Genomic DNA, 22,103 nt, shown 5'->3' with positions numbered 1-22,103 from the left:
CGTGTGAATTGGCTTACGTTATTTCGAACATATTAGTCCATTTCAATAATATGTAATTCTACCACATCTATCTTAGTAGAAGAGACTTCTAATATCTTAAATTTGAACACGCCAATAATAACTACATCACCTTCTTGTGGAATTTCTTCAGCTTCATCAACGATTAGACCTCCAAGTGTTTCGTAATTTTCGCCTTCTGGAAGATCTAATTTATATGTTTCATTAACATAATCAACTTCTAAACGAGCAGAAAACCTATAGTTATGATCATCAATCTTTTCTTCAGTTAATTCTACGCTATCGTGTTCATCCTCAATTTCACCAAAAAGTTCTTCAACAATATCTTCTATTGTCATAATACCTGCAGTTCCACCATACTCATCAATTACAACAGCGATGCTCTTTCTTTTTTTAGTTAAGATATTAAGCACATCTTTTACTAGCATTGTTGATGGCACAAATACCACCGGAAATGTAATTGCTTTTACAGATTTCGGTTTTTTAAATAGTTCAAACGAATGTACATAACCCAAAATATCATCAATTGAATCTTGATAGACCAATATTTTAGACAATCCGCTATCAATAAACATTGTACTAATGTTTTTTACTGATTCTTTTACGTCTACAGCAATAATTTCAGTTCTAGGAACCATTACCTCGCGAGCTTTTACATCTGAAAACTCTAAGGCATTCTGAAAAATTTGAATTTCACTATCAACCTCATCATGTTCTTCAACAGACTGCATTTGTTCGCTAATATAATTTCCCAACTCTACTTTGGTTAAAGCCAATTCTACATTATCACCATCCGTTTTAAAGAACACTTTTAATATTCTATCTGAAATCCAAATGATAAATGATGATATAAACCAGAATAGTAAATAAAATAAGTATGCAGGAAAGGCAAATATTTTTAAGAATGAATTCGCATAAATCTGAAAAAATACTTTAGGTAAAAATTCGGCAGTTATTAATATTACAACTGTAGAGATTACAGTTTGTGTTAACAGACTTAAATCAGTTAACAAATAATCTACCACTTGATATTCTGTTGGGAGTTTAGATTGAAACCAATCTACCAAAACATCTCCCATAATAAAGCCATAAATAACCAGTGCTATATTATTACCAATAAGCATCGTTGCAATAAATTTGGAAGGCTTTGCAGTTAATAGGGTTAAAATTCTAGCAAGAAAATCGTCTTGCTTTTTTTCAATCTCAATATGGATTTTATTCGAAGATACATAAGCAATCTCCATACCTGAAAAGAAGGCAGAGAGTAATAACATTACAATAATGATTAGGATGCTTAAGTCCATACTTATTTAGTATTCCTATCGTCAAATTTTTTCCTAAAACGTTTTCTGAAGAAAAACATAAAAATAGCTAGAGCAGCGAAAACGAAAGAAATATAAGACCTATTAGTACCATCATTCCAACTAACAAATCCATCATAAATAAAAAGCACACCAAAAAAGAGGTATATGTATTGAAAAAATTGAAGAATCTTCATTTTGAATATAAATATTTGCTACAAAGATAGAGATGTTTTAGTAAACTACTTTAACTATTGGTCTTTTAAAAGCATATCACCACTTCCTTCCAGAATGGTATAATTTTTAAATTTAGTATCGGAATCAAAGATATTTCCTCTACCATTATTTGAGGTTGCAGACTTCAACCTTACCTGCTGATTAGTAAATAACCATTCTAATTTTTGATCGTAATATAACTGATCTGCAAAAAGACTGTCATTTTGAGGAGTAATAAGAATAACATTCCCTTGTAAATCGATTAAATCGGTTTTATTGTATACAATGGCATAATCAGCTAGAATAACATTTTTCTCTCCATTTTCATCATAGAGTGCTAAGTTCACACCATCTGGAAACTCAGAAAACGCAAATTCTCTATTAGAGTAATCTAGCATTTTAGGGCTTTTAAGATTTGCGATTACTTTACCATTAACATCTTCTGTTTCAGTATATCTTAAATCGATATTTTTCGCTTCACCAATAGGTTGATTTTGAAGGATACCTATTTGCTGAACATCTTTAAAATTGTTCTTACATGAAAAAAACATAGTCACAACAATTGTTGTGACTATGTATATATTTATATGTAAAAACTTACTTTTCATTTTACAGATTAGGAACTTTTACACTTCCACCAATCCAACAACCAATAGAGATTGTTGTTCCTGCATTTCCTTGTTGGAAAATCTCAGCTTTTGTTGGTGCATTTGCGTTGTAAGAAGTAGCAGCTTGTTGTGCACTAGATTTCATTCTTGCATCAACTCTTCCTGCTTTTAAAGCTTCTTGAGCAGCATACCAAAAGACAGCTCTTTTATTAAAGTTAGTGTCTCCACAACTGTTTGCACTTTTAGCATACATAGACGCAATTTGTAAATGCGGTGTTCCATCTGAAGGATTCAACTTTAATGCTTCTCTATAATAGTTTCTTGCAGAACCATAGCTTCCACGTTTCTTATAACCGTTAGCAATTTTCTTAGCTAAACGACCTTTTTTGAATACATCTGTTTCTAATTCATAAGCTTGCTTGATGTAATCATCTCCTTCTTTGTTTTTATTTTGCTTGTACAAGATTGTTGCCACAAAGTATTTAGTGTCTGCAGAAGGTGCTGTTGCATCATATGCTTTTACTAATTCAATATATAAGGGATCATCAGTACATTCTTTGTTATACATTCTGCTAACAGCTCTTTTCAACCAAACTGCATCATTTTTGTACGTTGAAAAATCTTTCTGATACAACGGAATCAAATTCTCACAATTTGCTAACTGACCAAGATACGTATCTAAACTCCCTGAGATTTTACCATTAGCTTCTAAAGATTTCTGATAAAACGTTTTGTATTTACCTTCTTTCTTAGTCAATACTGTTCCTGCATCTTCTTTTTCAATTAGTTTATTCAACTTTACAGTAAATTTTGCATTAATCGTTTCTAATTGCTCAGATACATCATCGTACTTATTAAACACATCTTGTATTGGTTCTTGTTCAGCTTTGTATAAATCAACTATTTTAGTAAAGTATACATATAATCCTTTAGCACTTGTAAAGTTTTCTAAATCTTGTGTGTACGCTTTATCAAAACCATCATAAATCTGCTTATCTGTAAGACTCATGTCTTTTTGGTTGTCGTACATTTTAAGTGCTTTCTTTGCTAGCACTTCACCTAAATCATATTTACTAGGGAAAAATTCCATTCCTTTATCCCAAACAACCATTAGGTCACTAATGTAATCTAGTTTTTCTTGACCTGTAGAGTTTTTGATTTTATAATTAAGTATTTTTTCACCATAAGCGTAAATAGCATAACTAAACTTTGGACATTTGTTTCTCACTTTCATCCAAGGCTCGAAAGCCTCGTCATATTTTTTACTCTTAACGTAGTCATTCATTAACGTTAAGTTAAGCATACACTCTTCATCTTGTTGAGCGAAACTGAAGTTTGCCGTTAAGAACAAAGTAGCTAATACTAAAATAATTCTCGTTTTCATTGTATTAATTTTTCGTTAGTTATATTTTCTCTTTTGGAACCATCTATCATTTAATGATAGACTTAGTTGGAAATTCACAAAATTTTCTTGTATTAAATTCTGATTTGTTGTCCCTTTTCTTCCAACTTCTAATCCAAGATTAGCATTTGAAAACCATTTCCCAACTGGTAGTCCTACTCCAAAAGATATGCCAAACTCATTTATTTTTTCATTATTAATTTCTAAGCCTGTGCTTTCGAAATGAATACCAGCTCTATAAGTAGCTCTTTTCCAGTAACTAGCAAAAGAATCATAATCTGGCACAAAGAAACCTCCTATTGATATATTTGATGCATTTACATATTTAGCATTATCTATAGAAACAATTGGATTTGAAAATTCACTTGTATTTTGATAGGTATATTCTGCTCCTAAAAACCATTTTCTTGGTGCTCCAATTCCCGCTCCAATAGACATTCTGTATGGCAAGGTCAAATCAGTTCTTTCCAGGCCAAGAGCGTCTAAATCTGCCTCGATTGAATTTGCTACAAGTTCTTGACCATTTGTTTGATTAATCACAATTGTAGCAAACGTTCTTTCATTTATTGATTGTATTTCGCTTTGTGGTGAGAAAGTAAACCCAGATTGTAATTCAAGTTTTTCATTAATCATGGTTTTATAAGTCAAACCAAAATTAATATTTACTCCACTAAGATCAGATCTATTTTGTTCTCTAGATTGATATTGTATTACATTTCCATCGTCATCATACAAAAACTCTATAGCTGTATTTTGAATATTTCCAAAATTATAATTCACATCAATTCCTGCACTCAATTTATCTGTAATTCGATAGCCAAGACCAATAAAAGCTTTATTTAGTCCTCCTTCTCCTCTATATCTATTTAGAATTTGATCACTACTGTTTGTGTCTTCTAATTTATAACCAACAGAAGTATAAGGCATTATTCCCATACCAAATCCAAGCTTATCGCTTAACGGCATTGCCAAAGCCATATAATCAATTGTAGTAGCGCTTGTTTTCTCTCTACCAGAATCTGCTTTTAAATTGATGCTATTATGACTTGCTGCTATTGAAAATTTAATTGGACGATTTTCATTATTAAAAATCTTTAAATTTGGACCTACATATGCAGCAGGATTTCTAAGATTAACATGAATACTATCCGAATAGATACTCAATCCTCCCATACTTCTATTTTCGACTGTCCCTTTAAATTTTAAAGATCCTATTCCATAAAAAGAATATGGCGAAGCTGTACCTTCCTGAGCATTCATTTGTAATGCAAAAAAAGCAACTAAAACTATTACAAGTTTTTTTATCATTATTGTGTATTATATTCTAAAATAAAATTCAAACCTTCTAAAAGAAAATTTGAATTCGCAAATATGCCATTTTTTAATTGTTTTGACAAGAAATTGGTATCACCTCCTGTTAAAATAACTGTTAAATCCGAATATTTTTCTTTATAGTCGTTAATAACACCATCTATTTCTTTCAAAACACCAAATACTACTCCTGAATGAATCGAACTATTTGTTGTATTACCTATTAGAGATTCAGGGAGTTCAGACTCAAGTAACGGAAGATTTGCCGTTAAATTATGTAGACTATGGTATCGCAATCTTATCCCAGGCGAAATAGCGCCTCCAAAATATTCATTGTTAGTATTTATGAAATCGTAGGTGATACAAGTTCCCGCATCAATAATAAGAACATTCGAGTTAGAAAACTGCCGAATTGATGCGCTAACCAAGGCTATACGGTCTACTCCAAGGGTTTTAGGTGTTTTGTATAAATTTTTGAAAGGTTGTTTCGTTTCAGATTTTAATATCAATAAATCAATTTCTGATTCTACAACTTGAACATCTTCTTTATTTAATTTACCTACCGAAGATATTATACCATTTGAGATAATAGGATATTTATTTAGCACTTGCTTAACAGCCTTTAAAAACCCATCATGCTGTGTGGTTACCTTTTCAAATAACACATTGTCTTGAAAAACAGCTAGTTTCACCAAGGTATTTCCTACGTCCATTATTAAATTCATTGTAAATCAATAAGCGGTAAACATACAAAATGATTAAAAAACTTAAAGTCGGTTTAACCAAAAAATAACATATTAATTGCCTGTATTTATTGACGCTATCATCTTAAATGAATAAAGACGATAAATTTTTAAAGTTTCCTTTTGCCAATAATAAAAATGCATATATATTTGCACTCTCGTTTAAAACGACTGGTGCCTTAGCTCAGTTGGTAGAGCAATGGACTGAAAATCCATGTGTCCCTGGTTCGATTCCTGGAGGCACCACCACTAAAAGCCCGATTCTATTGAATCGGGTTTTTTGGTTTTAATAATTTATTTCTTTTTTAATTGAGCATAATAATAATAACCACTTGTCGTTAAATCACTAATATTCAATTGTTTAAATTTATCAGACAAATCTTCAGCACTTAACTCATTATCGCTAGAATCTTTAATTTCCTGGATAATTTCAAAACCATTAATTTCTAAAAATTTTAAATGCGATGACAAAGGCTCTCTATTAATCAAGTTTGTTCCGCCAGTAACTATTTGCCATTCTGCGTCATTAAGCGTCCAATGCTGATTCCACAGCTTTGTTGTGTTCATAGATTTAAAGTCAATTTTATGAGAAATGCAACCTCCATTTTTCAGCCATTTATTCATTGCTTTGTATGTATTTGGTAAATCATCAATATGCTGTAAGACGGTATGCGAAAAGATATAGTCGACTTTATTATCTTCTATTGCATCTATGCTTTCCCATGGTATCACAGAATGAATATGTGCATTATTGGGATTAGAAGGATCGGAAAGTTCTTTACGGATTTTTTTAAGTCTTTCGGTGTTCAAACACTGTGACAAATAAACTTTAGTAAGAATATCTGAAGGAAAACCTAATTCTTCATCAACAGTTCTTACAGATTCTATATTAATCTTTTTAGTTTTTTTCTCTGTTTTAAATAAAGCTACTAACTCATCAAAAACTCGAATGTTAGTTTCTGTGTTCCAAAATTGAGTTCTCTCCAAAGCATATAGTGTCTCAGATCCAGAAATCAAGGCAGCCAATCCAACACCAAGAGAGTTCCCAGGACCAATCTCTACAACAACTTCAGGCGTTTTATTGTTAAGCAGTGACCAATATTTTAAATGTTTCATCCAAATTCCATAACAATAAAGGCTATTGCTTCCAGCAGTATCAGATTTTCTTAAATACTTTCTAGCAATTGATGAGTTTGATAATAATAATTTATAAACACTTCTCAATTTCCCTTTTACATAACCCTTCAACAAATAAACCATTTCCATCTTTGATGTGTTTTAATTAATCATTAACTGTCCCAACCCAAATTGCTATTATTCTATATACTTGTTTTATCAAAAAATTATGACAATGAGATGGAAAAGATTTCGCTTTTTTTTCTTATTCGGAAAAAAGTATCACCAAAAAATCCTATTAAAGCTATAAAAATAAAAAAACACATTCGAAATACTGTCTTGTTCTTTAGACTTCCGAAGCTAAGCATTTTTTAAAATAAATAATCCAAATTTACCACAACTCTTAAAATGATTTGTATTTTTCCAGTAAAATATTTTTTAAAATGTGCAAAGACAAATTTATGCAAGAAGCTGTAAACGCAGCTCTTAAAGGAATGAACAACAACGAAGGCGGACCATTTGGATGCGTAATAGTTAAAGACGGAAAAGTCGTTGGACGCGGAAATAATAAAGTGACATCAACTAATGACCCAACTGCACATGCAGAAGTGACAGCAATTAGAGATGCTTGCAAAAATCTAGGCTCATTTCAATTAGACGGTTGCGAGATCTATACCTCATGCGAACCTTGCCCTATGTGTTTAGGTGCAATTTATTGGGCTCGTCCTGATAAGGTCTACTACGGAAGTAACCAAGTAGACGCCGCGAATATTGGGTTTGACGATGAGTTCATTTATAAAGAAATTCCACTACCTTATGCTGAGAGAAGTATTCCTTTTGAGCAATTGGCTCGAGAGATTGCTTTAAAGCCATTTCAAGAATGGTCAAGAAAAGAAGATAAAACAGAATACTAGTTAATGATAACCTTCATACTCAATAATAAAACCATAAAAACGCCAGAACATTCTGGGATGACGTTACTAGATTTTGTGCGATATGAACAACGCCTTACCGGAACTAAAATTGGGTGTCGTGAAGGTGATTGTGGAGCTTGCACAGTTTTAGTTGGGTCTTTAAATAATGATACAATTGAATACCAAAGTATCACGTCTTGTATTTCTCCTTTAGGAAATGCACATGGAAAACATATTGTAACTGTTGAAGGCACTAATCTAAAAAACAAACTTACCACGACTCAAGAAGCCATGAAAGCTAATTATGCTACGCAATGTGGGTTTTGTACGCCAGGTTTCGTTGTGTCCTTGACAGGGTTTGCTTTATCAAATTCTGAAAAGAATTACCGTAACGCTATTAATGCTATTAGCGGAAACATCTGCAGATGCACAGGCTATAAAGCCATTGAAAAAGCAGCACATCAAGTAGTATCAGCATTGCAAAACCAAAAGATTGACAATTCATTTAACTGGTTAATTAAAAATGGTTTTGTTCCTGAGTATTTTAACAGTATTCATAAACGATTAAAAGATCTAGAAGCTAAAGATATCAACCAACCTAAAGGGAAATATGTCTCTGGTGGTACTGATTTATATGTGCAACAAGCCGATCATTTGGCTGATAATTCGGTACACCTAATTGCTGAAAAAGATTATTTAAAAGGCATTAGCATTGAAAATAATCGATGTACGATTGGTACTAACTCAACAGTGTCTGATTTATGGAATCATATTGAAATCAACAATCATTTTCCTAATCTAAAAAAATACCTTAAGCTCGTATCTTCAGAACAAATTAGAAACATGGCTTCTTTTGGAGGCAACTTGGCTAATGCCTCACCTATTGGTGATATGACTATTTTCTTCTTAGCACTTAATAGTGATCTTATAATTACAAATGAACAAGAAGAAGAACGAACATTGCCACTTAAAAATTTCTATCAAGGCTATAAAACTTACGATTTAAAAGATGGCGAGTTATTAAAGGCTATTAGTTTTAAATTACCAACTACGCAATCATTTTTCAATTTCGAAAAAGTTTGCAAACGAACGCATTTAGATATTGCTAGTGTCAATTCTGCAATTCATATGTCTTTAGAAAACAATACTATTTCAGAAGTACATGTATCAATTGGAGGTGTGGCTGCAATTCCGAAATATTTACACGACACTGCAAAGTTTTTAACTGGAAAACCATTGACTTCAGAAACAATACTTGAAGCTAGTAATGTACTTCAAAATGAAATAGCACCTATTAGTGATGTTCGTGGTACAAGTGATTATAAACGTCTTCTAGGGCGGCAATTATTTTATGCGCATTTTACCGAATTATTTCCGAAGCAATTCACTTTAAAAGATTTTGTACAGCATGCATAAACACAAATCAAATAACGCTTTAGAATCTAAATTAGATGCTGTATCAATATCGATAAAGCAGAGCATTAAAAATTTAGATTCGTATACGCATGTTCGAGGTGAATCCATATATGTAGATGATGTAAATGTTAAACAAGGTACTTTTCATGCTGTAGTTTATGATTCACCAAAAGCACACGGAAAAATTAAACATATCGACTATTCTAAAGCGGAAGCCTTAGAAGGTGTAGAACGCATTTTTACATACAAAGATGTTCCAGGTAAAAACCAAATTGGAGGCATCATTCCTGACGAGCCATTATTTGCAGAAGATGAAGTCCATTTTTGGGGAATGCCAATTGCCTTAATTGTTGCAGAATCTGAATTTATTGCAAGGAAAGCTAGAGAGTTAATCGAAATCGACATTGAAGAATTACCAGTTATCACAACAGCGAAAGAAGCCAAAGCAAAAGGTAGTTTTATCAATGCTCCAAGATCTTTTAGTTTAGGTGATACTGAAAAAGGTTTCAACGATTGCGAGTATATTTTTGAAGGCGAAACCTTTTCAAACGGACAAGAACATTTATATATCGAATCGCAAGGTGCTTACGCCGAACCTCTCGAAAACGGAAACATAAAAATTACCTCATCAACTCAAGGACCAACAGCTGTTCAAAAGATGGCTGCTCAAGTCTTGGGTGTTGCCATGCACAAAATTGAAGTAGATGTAACACGACTTGGTGGTGGATTTGGTGGTAAAGAAGACCAAGCCACACCTTGGGCTGTAATGGCCGCTTTAGCCTCGTATCATTTGAATCAATCGGTAAAATTAATTTTGAATCGACATGACGATTTACGAATGACAGGAAAGCGTCATCCATACGAAAGTACTTATAAAATAGGCTTATCAAAAGACCTTAAAATTTTAGCTTACGAAGTTGAGTTTCTTCAAAACTCTGGTGCAGCTGCCGATTTATCACCAGCTATTGCAGAGCGAACTTTATTTCATGCTACGAACAGTTATTTTGTTCCAAATGTAGAGACAACAGTAATAAGTTGTAAAACGCACTTGCCTCCCAATACTGCTTTTAGAGGTTTTGGAGGTCCACAAGGAATGTTTGTTATAGAATCTGCAATTGCGAAAGCTGCAAATGAGATTGGAGTGCCTCCTAGACAAATTCAGGAAGCGAATCTACTAGATGAAAACGACACTTTCTCTTATGGCCAAATTGCCAAAAAAGTGGAAGCTAAAAACACTTGGGATTCAGCAAAATCTATTTACAATATTGAAGCCTTAGAACGCGAAGTTGAAAATTTCAATAAGGACCATTCAAATTTCAAAAAAGGATTAGCTTTTATGCCAATAACTTTTGGAATTTCATTTACGAATACACCAATGAATCATGCTCGAGCATTGGTTCATATTTATCTCGATGGAAGTGTTGGAATTAGTACAGCTGCTGTTGAAATGGGACAAGGCGTGAATACCAAAATGATACAAATTGCTGCACAAGTATTTTCGATCCCAATTGAAAAAATAAAAATTGAAACCACAAATACAACTAGAGTTGCTAACACCTCTCCTTCTGCTGCTAGTTCTACTGCAGATCTCAACGGAAAAGCAACACTAAAAGCGTGTACTGCTTTACTTGGTCGTTTGAAAAAAGTTGCTTCTGAAGACCTAGACATTTCCGAAGATTCAATCGAATTAAAAGATGAATACATTTATGTAAACCATAAAAAATCAGAATTGTCTTGGACAGAACTCATCAGTAAAACAATGATGAAACGGGTTGCTTTAACCGAAAATGCACACTACGCTACACCAGAGATTCATTTTGATAAAACGAAAGAAAAAGGCCATCCTTTTGCCTACCATGTTTACGGTACCGCAATTATAACAACTACTGTAGATTGCACCCGTGGCACTTACGAATTTGATTCGGTTAAGATTGTTCACGACTATGGAAAAAGCATGAGTGAAGGAATTGATTTAGGTCAAGTTGAAGGCGCTTTAATCCAAGGTATAGGTTGGATGACTATGGAGGAAATAGCCTATAATGATCAAGGTCGATTACTTTCAAATGCATTGTCAACTTATAAGATTCCAGATATATTTTCAGTACCTAAAGACGTTGAAGTTATTCCTGTAGAAACGGATGGTAATGACATGGCAATTTTAAAATCTAAAGCTGTAGGAGAGCCTCCATTAATGTATGGAATTGGTGCTTATTTTGCGCTTCAAAATGCTATTAAAGCCTTTAATCCTAATTATGAATTGAAGTTTCATGCACCTCTGACTCCTGAGAAAGTATTGATGAGTTTATACAGCAAGTAATCTATGACAGAATTTTTAATATACAGCAAGCGTTGTTTTCTAGTGGATTTTTTTACTGAAGCTACGATACATGTAAAAGAGCAAAAAATTCAAAACATCTACAAAGGCTATCATAAAATTGAAACTATTTCTTTTTTAGACTATGAAAACCTGATTGTTATGCCTGGAATAATTGATGTTCACGTTCATATTAACGAACCTGGACGTGAAGATTGGGAAGGGTTTGATACAGCCACAAAAGCGGCAGCAATTGGAGGAATTACCACACTTATTGAAATGCCGTTAAATGCAAGTCCGGTTACAACAGATTTAAAAGCCTTCAAACGAAAACAAGAAGCCTCAAAAGATAAACTTCATGTTAATTGTGGGTTTTATGGCGGAATCATTCCTTCAAATAAAGATGATATTGAAGACTTAATAATAGAGGGCGTTTTTGGCATCAAAGGTTTTTTAACACATTCAGGAATTGATGAATTTCCAAATGTCTCAAAAACAGACTTAGAAGCTATTGCTCCTATTCTAAAAAAACACAATATACCATTGCTACTGCATTGTGAATTAACAGACGACAATGTTCCTGAAGTAACAAATCAGAAAAGCTACCAAAACTATTTAAAATCTAGACCTCAACATTGGGAATCTAATGCTATTGATTTGGCTATAGATATTCAAAAAAGGTTTGATATAAAAGTACATATTGTACATCTTTCGGCTTCTGAAGGCATTGAACGAATTAAACAACGCCAAAAAGAAACCAATAAACTTACAGTTGAAACTTGTCCGCATTATTTATACTTTAATGCAGAAGACATTCCAGACGAATCACCCATTTATAAATGTGCACCTCCAATAAGAGAGACAACAAATAATGATGCACTTTGGGAATATCTTTTAGATGATGGATTTAACTTTTTAGCATCAGACCACTCACCTGCTCCACCTGAACGCAAGCAATTAGAAAGCGGCAATTTCTTTAAGGCTTGGGGTGGAATTTCAGGATTACAATTTACACTTCCTATTTTGTTTAGTGAAGGCAAAAAGAGAGGATTATCTACTGAAAAATTAATTTCTTTACTCACAAGTAAGCCTGCTGAGTTTTTAGGCATTGATTATAGAAAAGGTTCTTTACAAGCTGGATTTGATGCAGATATTACGGTTTGGGATGATTCTCAAAAGTTTCAAATTACAGAAAACGCTGTTCAACACAAGCACAAAGCAACACCATACTTAAACGAAACTGTTTTTGGAAAAGTAATTCATACATTTGTTAATGGTGTTCAAGTGATTGAAAATTCAAAACTCAAAACACTTCAACAAGGAAAATTATTATTAAAAGATAAATGATAGAAGACAGACTAAAACAATATATAGACCTCGCTTCAGAAAAAATAGGTGGACAAGTATTATATTCTACTGATGATTTTTTCGCTGAAAAGGAAAATTTAATCAAAGAAGGTCGAGGAATTTTTATTGCAGATAAATATACCGATCGCGGAAAATGGATGGACGGCTGGGAATCTAGACGGAAAAGAACTTCAGGACATGATTGGGCAATTTTAAAATTAGGAGCTGAAGGAAAAATTAGAGGTTTTGATATTGATACCAATCATTTTTTAGGTAATCATCCTCCTTTTGCTTCTGTAGAAGCGATTAATTTAGATGAAGATATTTCAGATTGGGCTAATGTAGACGATTTACCTTGGGAAGAAATCTTACCAAAATCAGATTTAGATCCTGGAAGTCAACATTTTTTTGAAATCGATTCAGATAGAATTTTTACACATGTTCGTCTTCACATTTATCCTGATGGTGGAGTCGCACGTTTTAGAGTATATGGAGAAGTTTACAAAGATTGGTCTAAAATAAATCCTGAAGACTTAATTGATTTAGCTTTAGTAAACAATTGTGGAAAAGCTTTGCATTGCAACGATATGTTCTTTAGCGTAATGGATAATCTTATTTCTCCTACTACTGGTAAAAATATGGGAGATGGATGGGAAACCAAACGCAATAGAACACCAAACAATGAGGATTTTGTAATTCTGCGATTGGGACACCCTGGAATGGTTCATAAAATTATAGTAGACACAAAACATTTTAAAGGGAACTACCCAGATTCTTGTGCTATTGATGTTTGTAATTGCGATAGTGATGATGATATTTTAAGTGGAAACCATGAATGGAAATCATTATTACCTCAGCAAAAATTAGAAGCAGATAAAGAACATCATTTCGAAAAAGAAATTATACAAACTGAACTACCTGTTACACATGTTAAATTGAAAATTTATCCGGATGGTGGTATTAGCAGGTTACGAATTCTTGGAACAATTAAATAAATTAAATGATTGAAGTAACCTTACTTATAGCTTGGCTCGTTATTTTCTTAGTAATTGTTGCAATTACTTATAAATTACATCATTTAATTAAAGAGTTAAAAGCTCAAGGGAATGATGAAAAGGTAGATACCATTCAAACATCACAGAACTGGCTTTATGCCTTAATTGTAGTTGCTTCAGTAGCTGGAATTGGAATATTGTATCTGTTTTTAAAAGGAACCATTTACGAAAGCCACTTTTTTGAATGGCTAAACTTAACTGTTAGGCTAATCCATATTACCTTTGGTATAGCTTGGATTGGTGCTTCTTTCTATTTTGTGTTTTTAGAAAATGCTTTGAATAGAACTGAGAATGTTAGAGATGAATTGGCTGGAAATCTTTGGGCTGTTCATGGAGGTGGATTTTATTATGTTGAAAAATACAAACTAGCACCTAAAAAAATTCCTAAGCATTTACATTGGTTTAAATACGAAGCCTATTTTACTTGGCTATCTGGTTTTTGTTTACTCTCAATCATCTACTATTTTAATGCCAGCTCGTACTTAATAGATCCTGAAGTTTTAGATATCCTGCCTTCAACGGCAATAACCATTAGTATATGTTCTTTAATTATTGGTTGGGTTTTATATGACCAAATCTGTAAGCGACTAAGCAATAATAAAGTCGTATTCACTTTGGCGATAACAGCCTTAGTCTTTCTTTTTGCATGGTTCTATTCGCAAGTATTTAGTGGTCGCGCTGCATACATTCATTTTGGTGCTTTTCTAGGTACTTTAATGGCTGCTAATGTGTTTTTTATTATAATCCCTGGACAAAAACGCATGGTTGCTGCTGCAAAAAAAGGATTACAACCTAATCCAGCAGATGGAAAAGCTGCTTTTTTAAGATCATACACTAATAATTATTTTACGCTGCCAGTACTATTCGTGATGATAAGTAATCACTTTCCGAGTACTTTTGGAAACTCTTACCAATGGTTGATACTAATGGGTATTACTTTAGGAACGGCAGGCGTAAAACATTATTTAAACATTCGTGAAAAAGGAGAACTTTCAGTTTGGGTGATGCCTATTTCTGTAATTATTTTATTCGGTATGGCATTTATGACAGCTCCTACACCTCCAAAATATGAAAATTGCAAAGAAATTGTTTCCTTTACAGAAGTTCAAACAATTATTAATAACAGATGTACCGCTTGTCATTCATCAAATCCTACTGATGCCATTTGGAAAGTAGCTCCTAATGGTATAAAATATGATACTGCAGAACAGATTTATAATTTACGTGATAAGATCTTTCAACGTGTAGTTGTGAGCAAGAACATGCCTTTTAACAACAATCAAACTGGCATGACACAAGAAGAACGCGACATGATTAATTGCTGGATCAGTCAAGGCGCACCAAACTAAAGATTATGATAACACTCAACCAACTTAATTCACTTTCAGACCAAGACGCGTTTTCTAATTTAGAACAATGCTGTGTTTCTAAAACTTGGATTAATAAAATGGTTCAAAGCAGACCCTTTTCTTCTGAAAATGAACTGATAAAATCAGCTTCTTCAATTTGGTACAACGATTGCTCAATAGCAGATTTTAAAGACGCTTTTACTGGTCATCCAAAAATCGGAAACATAAACACCTTAAAAGAGAAATTTGCACATACATCTGAATGGGCTGGAAACGAACAATCTAAAGTTACTGAAGCGGACACAGAAACGATTGAAGCTTTAATAAAAGCAAACGATTTATATGAAGACAAATTTGGATACATTTTTATAGTAAGCGCAAGCAGGAAAACTGCTAAAGAGATGCTCGCTATAATAAATACCAGATTGAATAATCAAAGTGAAGATGAAATTTTCGTTGCGATGAATGAGCAACACAAAATCACAGTTATTCGCTTAGCAAAACTAATTGAAAGCATTTCACAAAAAGCAGACTTAAGCAGTCATTTAACCACACATGCTTTAGACACATCTATTGGTAAACCAGCAATGCACATGCTCATTACCTTAAAAGGTTTACGTAACAATCAATGGAAACCCATGAGTGTTGGCATTACTAATGCTGATGGTCGGATTTCTGATGTATTGCCACCAGGAAGGCTATTAGAACCTGGAATTTACACGATGACCTTTAACACAGCAAACTATTATATAAACAATAATCAAAAAGGTTTTTATCCCGAAGCTTCAATACAATTTGAAGTGTCAGATGATAGCCATTATCATATTCCATTATTAATTAATCCATTTGGATACTCAACGTATAGAGGAAGTTAGAATTAAATATTATTAAGCATGAATTTAAGTATTTCAGAAAATAAAAAAGAGAACATTTTTGACGATTTAAAAACGGCAAATCAAACGTTCAACAAAATATATAGAGGAGACAGAGAAGATAGACAACCCATTCATACAGTTTATGGTGGAGCAAATCTTTTCAAATCTAATACTACCCAAGTTTTAGGTTCTATTGCCTTAAAATCGTTATTGCATTACGCTCCTAATTGTATTGAATTTGGTAAAGCCTTTAAATTAAAAGGAAGCAAAAAATTACCTTCAAAAAACAAAAAGCAACTAAAACTTATAAAAGAATTAGAAGGTCTATCTAAGGAAGACTTAAAAAACCATCATGCTGGGTTTTCATATAATATCTACCAAAAAGTTATTGCAAAATTAGAAAAAGAAGGCGTTGAAGATTTTAGAATCGATTTTGAAGATGGCTTCGGAAATCGTTCGGATAAAGAAGAAGATGATACTGCTATTTTTGCAGCAAAGCAAGTTGCTATTGGTCTAAAAGATGGTACACTTTCTCCTTTCATAGGCATTAGAATTAAACCTTTTACTGAAGAATTAAAACATCGTGGACAAAGAACACTTGATTTATTCTTAACAACGTTACTCACTGAAACAAACGGAAAACTACCCGATAACTTTATAGTGATGCTACCTAAAGTTACTATACCAGAACAAATTGTAGCTCTTGTATCCTTTTTTGAAGTCATAGAAGATGCTTTCAATTTAGAGTCTGGAACACTTAAAATGGAAATGATGGTAGAAACTACACAATCCATCATGGACCATAACGGAACAAATCCATTATTCAGATTTATAGTAGCAAGTAAAGGTCGCTGTATTGCAACCCATTTTGGAACTTACGATTATACAGCTTCTAATAATATTACTGCATCCTATCAAGAAATGGATCATGATGTTTGTGATTTTGCACATTACACTACAAAAGTGGCGCTAGCTCATACTGGTATTTGGCTATCTGATGGTGCAACTAATACGATGCCTATTGGACCTCATCGTGGTGATTTAACCAAGGAACAAGAACATGAAAACAAAAAAGTGGTACATCGTGCATGGCTTAAAGGCTATGATCATATTCGTCACTCATTATACAAAGGTTTGTACCAAGGATGGGATTTAAATCCAGCACAATTACCAATGCGTTACACAGCTGTTTATGCATTCTTTTTAGAGAGTTATGATGATGCAGTTTTGCGTTTAAGAACCTTCGTAGAAAAAGCGGCTCAAGCGACTTTAATTGGTGATACATTTGATGATGCTGCAACTGGCCAAGGTCTTTTAAATTATTTCTTAAAAGCTTTAAATAGTGGTGCAATTACAATTGATGAAGTTCTAGTAACTGGTTTAACTCTTGACGAAATTAGAACGCGATCATTTGCGAAAATATTAAAGGATAGACGTGCTAAACTTAAATAATATTTATTATTCAGAAGGTATTTTAAAATGAATACAATTTGAGATGCTATTTGCAATGAAATGTTTGAAACGCGCATAGCCTTTTAAGTGTTTTGTTTCTTTCCATGTGTATAAAATAATCTGCCTGAAATACGGAAACAAGTCCATTGCATTAGAAATATCTTCCTGGTATTGTGATTTCTTTTTACTGAGATACTTTTGAACCACTTTCAATAGAAAAGGTCCTATTACTAAGTACCAAAGCAATAAAATTAATAAGCTACGAAGCATTATATAAACGCCCTTTTGCCAACCAAACAAATCGCCTCCAAAAAATGCAAACGCAGAAACAATAATAGCGACTGTTATCAACCAAATCCAAATCACCTTAAATTTAAAGGATGCCTTTGATGTTCTCTTTTCAGGGTTTATACTATCGGGTTCTAAATAAAAATCAACTTCCTTTTTGCTAGAGATTATCTTAATCATACTTCTAATGAATAGACCTGCTAGTATTCCGCAGATTCCGTAGACCAAAAGATAAGTAGTCACTAAAACCGAAGCTGCAGATGTTTCTGAAACAAAGTCCATTTTCCTCTGGACATAAGCGCCGTAAATATCTATGGCGTCCCAAAGTTCAGTTCCGTAAATAATAGTGAGTATTAATATTTTCTGAAGTGCAGATTCCAAAAACGTAACCATTCCTAAAACCATCAAAGTAGCTCCTTTCCATGAAAACTTAGTAAACAGTAACGCTCCAAAAAGCGCTTGAAAACTCACCGCAATATAAGCTCCAAAAGGAGAATATGGACTAACAGCCATCTTTATAATTAAAACGATAAGAAGTGCTTTAAAAATGGCCTTCCATTTGTTTTCAGCATAATACGCAATTAAACTAATGAGTAAAATCGCAATTCCTCCTACAATCAATCCTGTAAAAGGCGTTTTAAACACATGTAAAAAACCACCAAGTCCTGACTCATTTAAAGCCCAAAGTGCAGTTAATTTATCTATGACAGATTTGTTATTCTTCATACTTTGTAATGCACTTCTAGTAATTGTGCAACAACGCTAATAGCAATTTCTTTAGGTGTGTCACCTCCAACTTGCAACCCAATAGGACAAACTACATTGCTCATTCCTTCTTCAATATTCATCTCTTTTATGAGCATATTATTAAATCGAACGCGCTTAGTTTTACTTCCAATTAAGCCTAAAAATTTTGTTTCATTTTTTAGTGCCATTGCAATGATTTCGAAGTCAATAGAATGATCATGAGTCAAAACCAAAACATAGCAGTTTTTTCCCCATTTCACAACTTCTCTAAATGTCTTAAAGTCATCTATATTAACTTGACAACAATCGATGCTTTCATCAAAAGTCAAATTCTTAAACCATTCTTGACGAGAATCGATAAGATTGACTTTAAAAGGTGTATCGATTAATATTTTGGCGATTTCACATCCAATATGTCCTGCGCCAAATAAAAATAATTCTGGTAATTGGTTCAAAGGCTCTATTATAAATTCAACTTTTCCACCGCAACATTGTTCAAACTCTGGACCTAAAGTATAACTAGATTCGATAAGTCTATTGTCACGAAGCGCAGTCATGGCTTCATCTGTTGCCAGAAATTCTAATTTACCTCCTCCTATTGTGCCATGAAGCTCTTTTTTATTTGTAATAATCATTCGTGAACCCACAACACAAGGTGTTGACCCTAAACACTTTGTAACTGTAACTAGAGCCACAGGTTGTTGCTTTTTTTTAAATTCCGATAATAGTTCGATCCAATTTTTCATTCTTATCAAAAAGAGAATTTAAAAGTAAGACTTTTTTAATGCAAACCATATCTCATTTCAGTGATTAAAAATTAATTACATCATAAAAAATTGAAAGGAATCATCGATTGGAAAGAATAAAGACAATAAAACCGAATACTAATTGCTATAATAATTAGCATCAAGTTTCTTTTTTTTCAATATGACATCCAACGTCATATTATACTATAAACTATACAGTTAAGTTTGTATTGTGTTTATATCATAATCCCTATATATGAATAGCTAACTAAAAAAGAGAGAAGCAACGGCAACTTAAAAAGATTGATTGAGGATACGTGTTGATTAATAGCAAACAGCTTCTCTCTTTTATTTCCAACTATCCTTTTTATTCTACATCCATTATTTTAAAAATACCATTATAATATTCGCTATTTTAGTCTTTTAATTTTTATGAAAAAATATAAGACTTTAGGCGATTTAATGACTGATTACAGATCATACCATAGTATATCTCAATCAGAACTAGCCTCTGAATTTGATGTAGATATTCGTTCTGTGATACGATGGGAAAAAAACGAAACACTGTTAAGTAGTGATAAAGAAAATGCAATGGCAGACATCACTTTTATTCCTTATCAAGTGATACGAAACTTAAACACAACAACTCAAATTCCAACATTTTACGATTTCGATTTACGTAAATACTCATTATCGGCTATTTCTAGTGATTTACCAGATGCCAACTGGATTAAATCAAGGATTAACAATGAAACAGATCGCATAAAACAGATTTCATTACATAATGATTTAAAAAATATCATACGCTTTATTGAACTTCAGAAAAACCCATTAAAAAGCCAAAATATAGACTTGATAACTGAAGCTTGTAAACTCTTACCAGAATTAAATATTGCTATACATGACCAATCTGGCTACTATTCTGGACACTGCATTTATTTTCCATTAAGCATGGAGACTTATCTAAAAATTAAGAATCGTGAAATTGATGAAAATCAGCTTAAACCACGTGACTTAATCAATTATAAAAATCACGATAACCCTGTTTTTTATTGTCATAGCATTACTGCAGATTGCAACGAAAATTTTTTCTACATCATTGGAACTGTTTTAAAATTTTACAGAGACACACCAATTAAAAACTATCTGTATGCTTTACTAACATCTAGATACGACTCACACCTCATGAGTGATCAACTTGGTGTAAAAACAGTTTGGAAAGATGAAGAAGCTCAGAAAAAATACAACCTTTTAGACACACCGAGATTAGTTGAAGGTAACTTCAGTGCTTTTTTAAAATCTTAAATATTTACCGCTTAAACATTGCATTTAAAAACCTCAATAAAATTTAATTTTTTGTGTAATCTTTAAGGATTTACTACGACAAAAAACAGTAACTTGAAATTTTCTTACATCTATTTAATACACACATATGTCAAAGACTTACTACGACCCAGCAGATCTTAAAAAATTTGGTAAAATCACAGAATGGAGTGAAGAATTGGGAAATAAATTTTTTGAATACTACGGAAAAGTATTCGAAGAAGGCGCATTAAGTGCTAGAGAGAAATCACTAATTGCTTTAGCAGTTTCACATACCGAACAATGTCCATATTGTATAGATGCTTATTCTCAAGACGGTTTACAAAGAGGTATTACAAAAGAAGAAATGATGGAAGCTATTCATGTTGGAGCAGCAATAAAAGGTGGAGCTACTTTAGTACATGGTGTTCAGATGATGAATAAAATAAATAAATTAGATGGTTAACCTAACTACCTCATATCTGACCAAATTCATTTTTTAAAGCTTACAAACCCTATACATTTAATGGCAACAAAGTCCCTACATAAAAAAGGAAGCGATTTAGCAAATAGCAATAGACAATTAGAAATATTATCAAATGGTATTTTTCAAAACGGAGAATTACCAACTTTTAAAAATAAGATTTCTGAAACAAGTCAATTTCCACTAAAAGCAAAAAAGCTTGAAATTTTGCAGATTAATGTTGGCTATATGTGCAATCAAGTTTGCGATCATTGCCATGTTGATGCTGGTCCAGACCGAAAGGAAATTATGACTAGAGACACTATGAAGCAGTGTTTGGAGGTTATAAAAAATTCAGGTGCACATACACTAGATTTAACAGGAGGAGCTCCAGAAATGAATCCAGATTTCAGATGGTTTGTTGAAGAAGCTGCCAAAGTTGGAATTAAAGATTTTATTGTTCGATCTAACTTAACCATTATTAGAGCTAACAAAAAATATTACGATTTACCTGAATTTTTCAAAAAACATAATGTTCATGTCGTAAGTTCAATGCCACATTGGACAAGAGGAAAAACAGATAAACAAAGAGGCGATGGTGTTTTTGACAAATCAATTAAGGCATTACAAGAACTAAACGCTATTGGTTATGGCATACCAAATAGTGACTTAAAATTAGACTTGGTTTATAATCCTTCAGGAGCATTTTTACCTGGAGACCAAATGTCTATGGAAAAAGATTTCAAAAAAGCATTACTTGATGACTTCGGAATTCAATTTCACAACTTATTCGCTATCACTAACCTACCAATTTCTCGTTTTCTAGACTACTTAATTGCATCTGAAAACTATGAAGATTATATGTATCAATTGGTAGAAGCTTATAATCCTACAGCAGTTGCAAATGTCATGTGTACAAATACCTTATCAATAAGTTGGGAAGGATATTTATTCGATTGTGATTTTAATCAAATGCTAGAATTACCTGTAAACAGTAAGGTAAAGCATATTTCAGAGTTTAATGAAGACTTGCTAGAAGGACGCAATATTGTAATTTCTCAACATTGTTATGGCTGCACAGCTGGAGCAGGAAGTAGTTGTCAAGGTGAAGTTACTTAAA

General features: G+C 32.9%; 19 protein-coding genes and 1 tRNA gene. 12 read left to right on the top strand and 8 right to left on the bottom strand.

Annotated elements, in window-relative coordinates:
• Positions 1 to 32 precede the first annotated feature (32 nt).
• The 5 genes from RH81_RS10025 to RH81_RS10000 form a co-directional block, all read right to left on the bottom strand.
• Positions 33 to 1,322: a hemolysin family protein gene (locus RH81_RS10025; RefSeq protein WP_033960051.1), complete on the bottom strand. Its 1,290-nt coding sequence runs from the start codon at positions 1,320 to 1,322 to the stop codon at positions 33 to 35.
• A 248-nt stretch (positions 1,323 to 1,570) separates the two neighbouring features.
• Entirely contained in the window at positions 1,571 to 2,143 is a 573-nt protein-coding gene (lptC, locus tag RH81_RS10015; RefSeq protein ID WP_033960049.1) for an LPS export ABC transporter periplasmic protein LptC, read from the bottom strand.
• A gap of 1 nt (position 2,144) precedes the next feature.
• Complete coding sequence (locus tag RH81_RS10010) at positions 2,145 to 3,527, bottom strand: tetratricopeptide repeat protein (RefSeq protein ID WP_033960048.1); 1,383 nt, start codon at positions 3,525 to 3,527, stop codon at positions 2,145 to 2,147.
• A 15-nt stretch (positions 3,528 to 3,542) separates the two neighbouring features.
• The gene (bamG, locus tag RH81_RS10005) at positions 3,543 to 4,853 is read right to left on the bottom strand and encodes a BamG family beta-barrel-assembly machinery protein (protein WP_033960047.1); all 1,311 of its coding nucleotides are present in this window, start codon (positions 4,851 to 4,853) and stop codon (positions 3,543 to 3,545) included.
• Complete coding sequence (locus RH81_RS10000) at positions 4,853 to 5,581, bottom strand: type III pantothenate kinase (protein ID WP_033960046.1); 729 nt, start codon at positions 5,579 to 5,581, stop codon at positions 4,853 to 4,855. The genes bamG and RH81_RS10000 overlap by 1 nt, the downstream gene beginning before the upstream one ends.
• A gap of 191 nt (positions 5,582 to 5,772) precedes the next feature.
• On the opposite strand from RH81_RS10000, the gene RH81_RS09995 reads away from it, so the two are divergent.
• A tRNA-Phe gene (locus RH81_RS09995) sits at positions 5,773 to 5,848 on the top strand.
• Positions 5,849 to 5,893: 45 nt separating this feature from the next.
• On the opposite strand, the gene RH81_RS09990 is transcribed toward RH81_RS09995, so the two are convergent.
• On the bottom strand, positions 5,894 to 6,865 hold the full coding sequence (locus RH81_RS09990) for a class I SAM-dependent methyltransferase (protein WP_033960045.1): 972 nt from the start codon (positions 6,863 to 6,865) through the stop codon (positions 5,894 to 5,896).
• 293 nt (positions 6,866 to 7,158) lie between these two features.
• Between RH81_RS09990 and RH81_RS09985 the strand changes: the two genes are divergently transcribed.
• Genes RH81_RS09985 through RH81_RS09950 form a run of 8 tightly spaced genes read left to right on the top strand, consistent with a single transcriptional unit; the run spans position 7,159 to position 17,437 of the window.
• Complete coding sequence (locus tag RH81_RS09985) at positions 7,159 to 7,629, top strand: nucleoside deaminase (protein WP_033960044.1); 471 nt, start codon at positions 7,159 to 7,161, stop codon at positions 7,627 to 7,629.
• 3 nt (positions 7,630 to 7,632) lie between these two features.
• Positions 7,633 to 9,045 (top strand): FAD binding domain-containing protein, encoded by a 1,413-nt coding sequence (locus RH81_RS09980; RefSeq protein ID WP_033960042.1) that lies wholly within the window; start codon positions 7,633 to 7,635, stop codon positions 9,043 to 9,045.
• Entirely contained in the window at positions 9,038 to 11,362 is a 2,325-nt protein-coding gene (locus tag RH81_RS09975; protein WP_081988269.1) for a xanthine dehydrogenase molybdopterin binding subunit, read from the top strand. The genes RH81_RS09980 and RH81_RS09975 overlap by 8 nt, the downstream gene beginning before the upstream one ends.
• Before the next feature lie 3 nt (positions 11,363 to 11,365).
• Entirely contained in the window at positions 11,366 to 12,706 is a 1,341-nt protein-coding gene (allB, locus tag RH81_RS09970) for an allantoinase AllB (RefSeq protein WP_033960041.1), read from the top strand.
• Positions 12,703 to 13,701 carry an allantoicase gene (gene alc, locus RH81_RS09965; RefSeq protein WP_033960040.1) on the top strand — a complete coding sequence of 333 codons (999 nt, stop codon included), beginning with the start codon at positions 12,703 to 12,705 and terminating at the stop codon, positions 13,699 to 13,701. Before allB ends, alc begins: the two co-directional genes overlap by 4 nt.
• 5 nt (positions 13,702 to 13,706) lie before the next feature.
• Positions 13,707 to 15,110 carry a urate hydroxylase PuuD gene (locus tag RH81_RS09960; protein ID WP_052172501.1) on the top strand — a complete coding sequence of 468 codons (1,404 nt, stop codon included), beginning with the start codon at positions 13,707 to 13,709 and terminating at the stop codon, positions 15,108 to 15,110.
• A gap of 5 nt (positions 15,111 to 15,115) precedes the next feature.
• Positions 15,116 to 15,985 (top strand): 2-oxo-4-hydroxy-4-carboxy-5-ureidoimidazoline decarboxylase, encoded by an 870-nt coding sequence (gene uraD, locus RH81_RS17210; RefSeq protein ID WP_052172500.1) that lies wholly within the window; start codon positions 15,116 to 15,118, stop codon positions 15,983 to 15,985.
• 18 nt (positions 15,986 to 16,003) lie between these two features.
• Positions 16,004 to 17,437 (top strand): DUF6986 family protein, encoded by a 1,434-nt coding sequence (locus tag RH81_RS09950; RefSeq protein WP_033960039.1) that lies wholly within the window; start codon positions 16,004 to 16,006, stop codon positions 17,435 to 17,437.
• A 6-nt stretch (positions 17,438 to 17,443) separates the two neighbouring features.
• On the opposite strand, the gene RH81_RS09945 is transcribed toward RH81_RS09950, so the two are convergent.
• Both RH81_RS09945 and xdhC read right to left on the bottom strand, forming a co-directional pair.
• On the bottom strand, positions 17,444 to 18,451 hold the full coding sequence (locus RH81_RS09945; RefSeq protein WP_033960038.1) for a hypothetical protein: 1,008 nt from the start codon (positions 18,449 to 18,451) through the stop codon (positions 17,444 to 17,446).
• Entirely contained in the window at positions 18,448 to 19,218 is a 771-nt protein-coding gene (gene xdhC, locus RH81_RS09940; protein WP_033960037.1) for a xanthine dehydrogenase accessory protein XdhC, read from the bottom strand. The genes RH81_RS09945 and xdhC overlap by 4 nt, the downstream gene beginning before the upstream one ends.
• 432 nt (positions 19,219 to 19,650) lie before the next feature.
• Here xdhC and RH81_RS09935 point away from each other — a divergent pair, with 432 nt between their 5' ends.
• The 3 genes from RH81_RS09935 to arsS all read left to right on the top strand — a co-directional run bounded on the left by RH81_RS09935 (position 19,651) and on the right by arsS (position 22,102).
• Complete coding sequence (locus tag RH81_RS09935; protein ID WP_033960036.1) at positions 19,651 to 20,523, top strand: helix-turn-helix domain-containing protein; 873 nt, start codon at positions 19,651 to 19,653, stop codon at positions 20,521 to 20,523.
• A gap of 127 nt (positions 20,524 to 20,650) precedes the next feature.
• Entirely contained in the window at positions 20,651 to 20,986 is a 336-nt protein-coding gene (locus RH81_RS09930) for an arsenosugar biosynthesis-associated peroxidase-like protein (protein ID WP_033960035.1), read from the top strand.
• Between the two features lie 60 nt (positions 20,987 to 21,046).
• Positions 21,047 to 22,102, top strand: coding sequence for an arsenosugar biosynthesis radical SAM (seleno)protein ArsS (gene arsS, locus RH81_RS09925; protein ID WP_033960034.1), 1,056 nt, complete (start codon positions 21,047 to 21,049; stop codon positions 22,100 to 22,102).
• Position 22,103 lies beyond the last annotated feature (1 nt).

Origin of the sequence: Psychroserpens jangbogonensis, from assembly GCF_000797465.1 — a bacterium.
Lineage (GTDB): Bacteria > Bacteroidota > Bacteroidia > Flavobacteriales > Flavobacteriaceae > Psychroserpens > Psychroserpens jangbogonensis.
The sequence above is the reverse complement of the archived record's forward strand: the minus strand, read 5'-3'. Positions and strand labels throughout refer to the sequence as shown.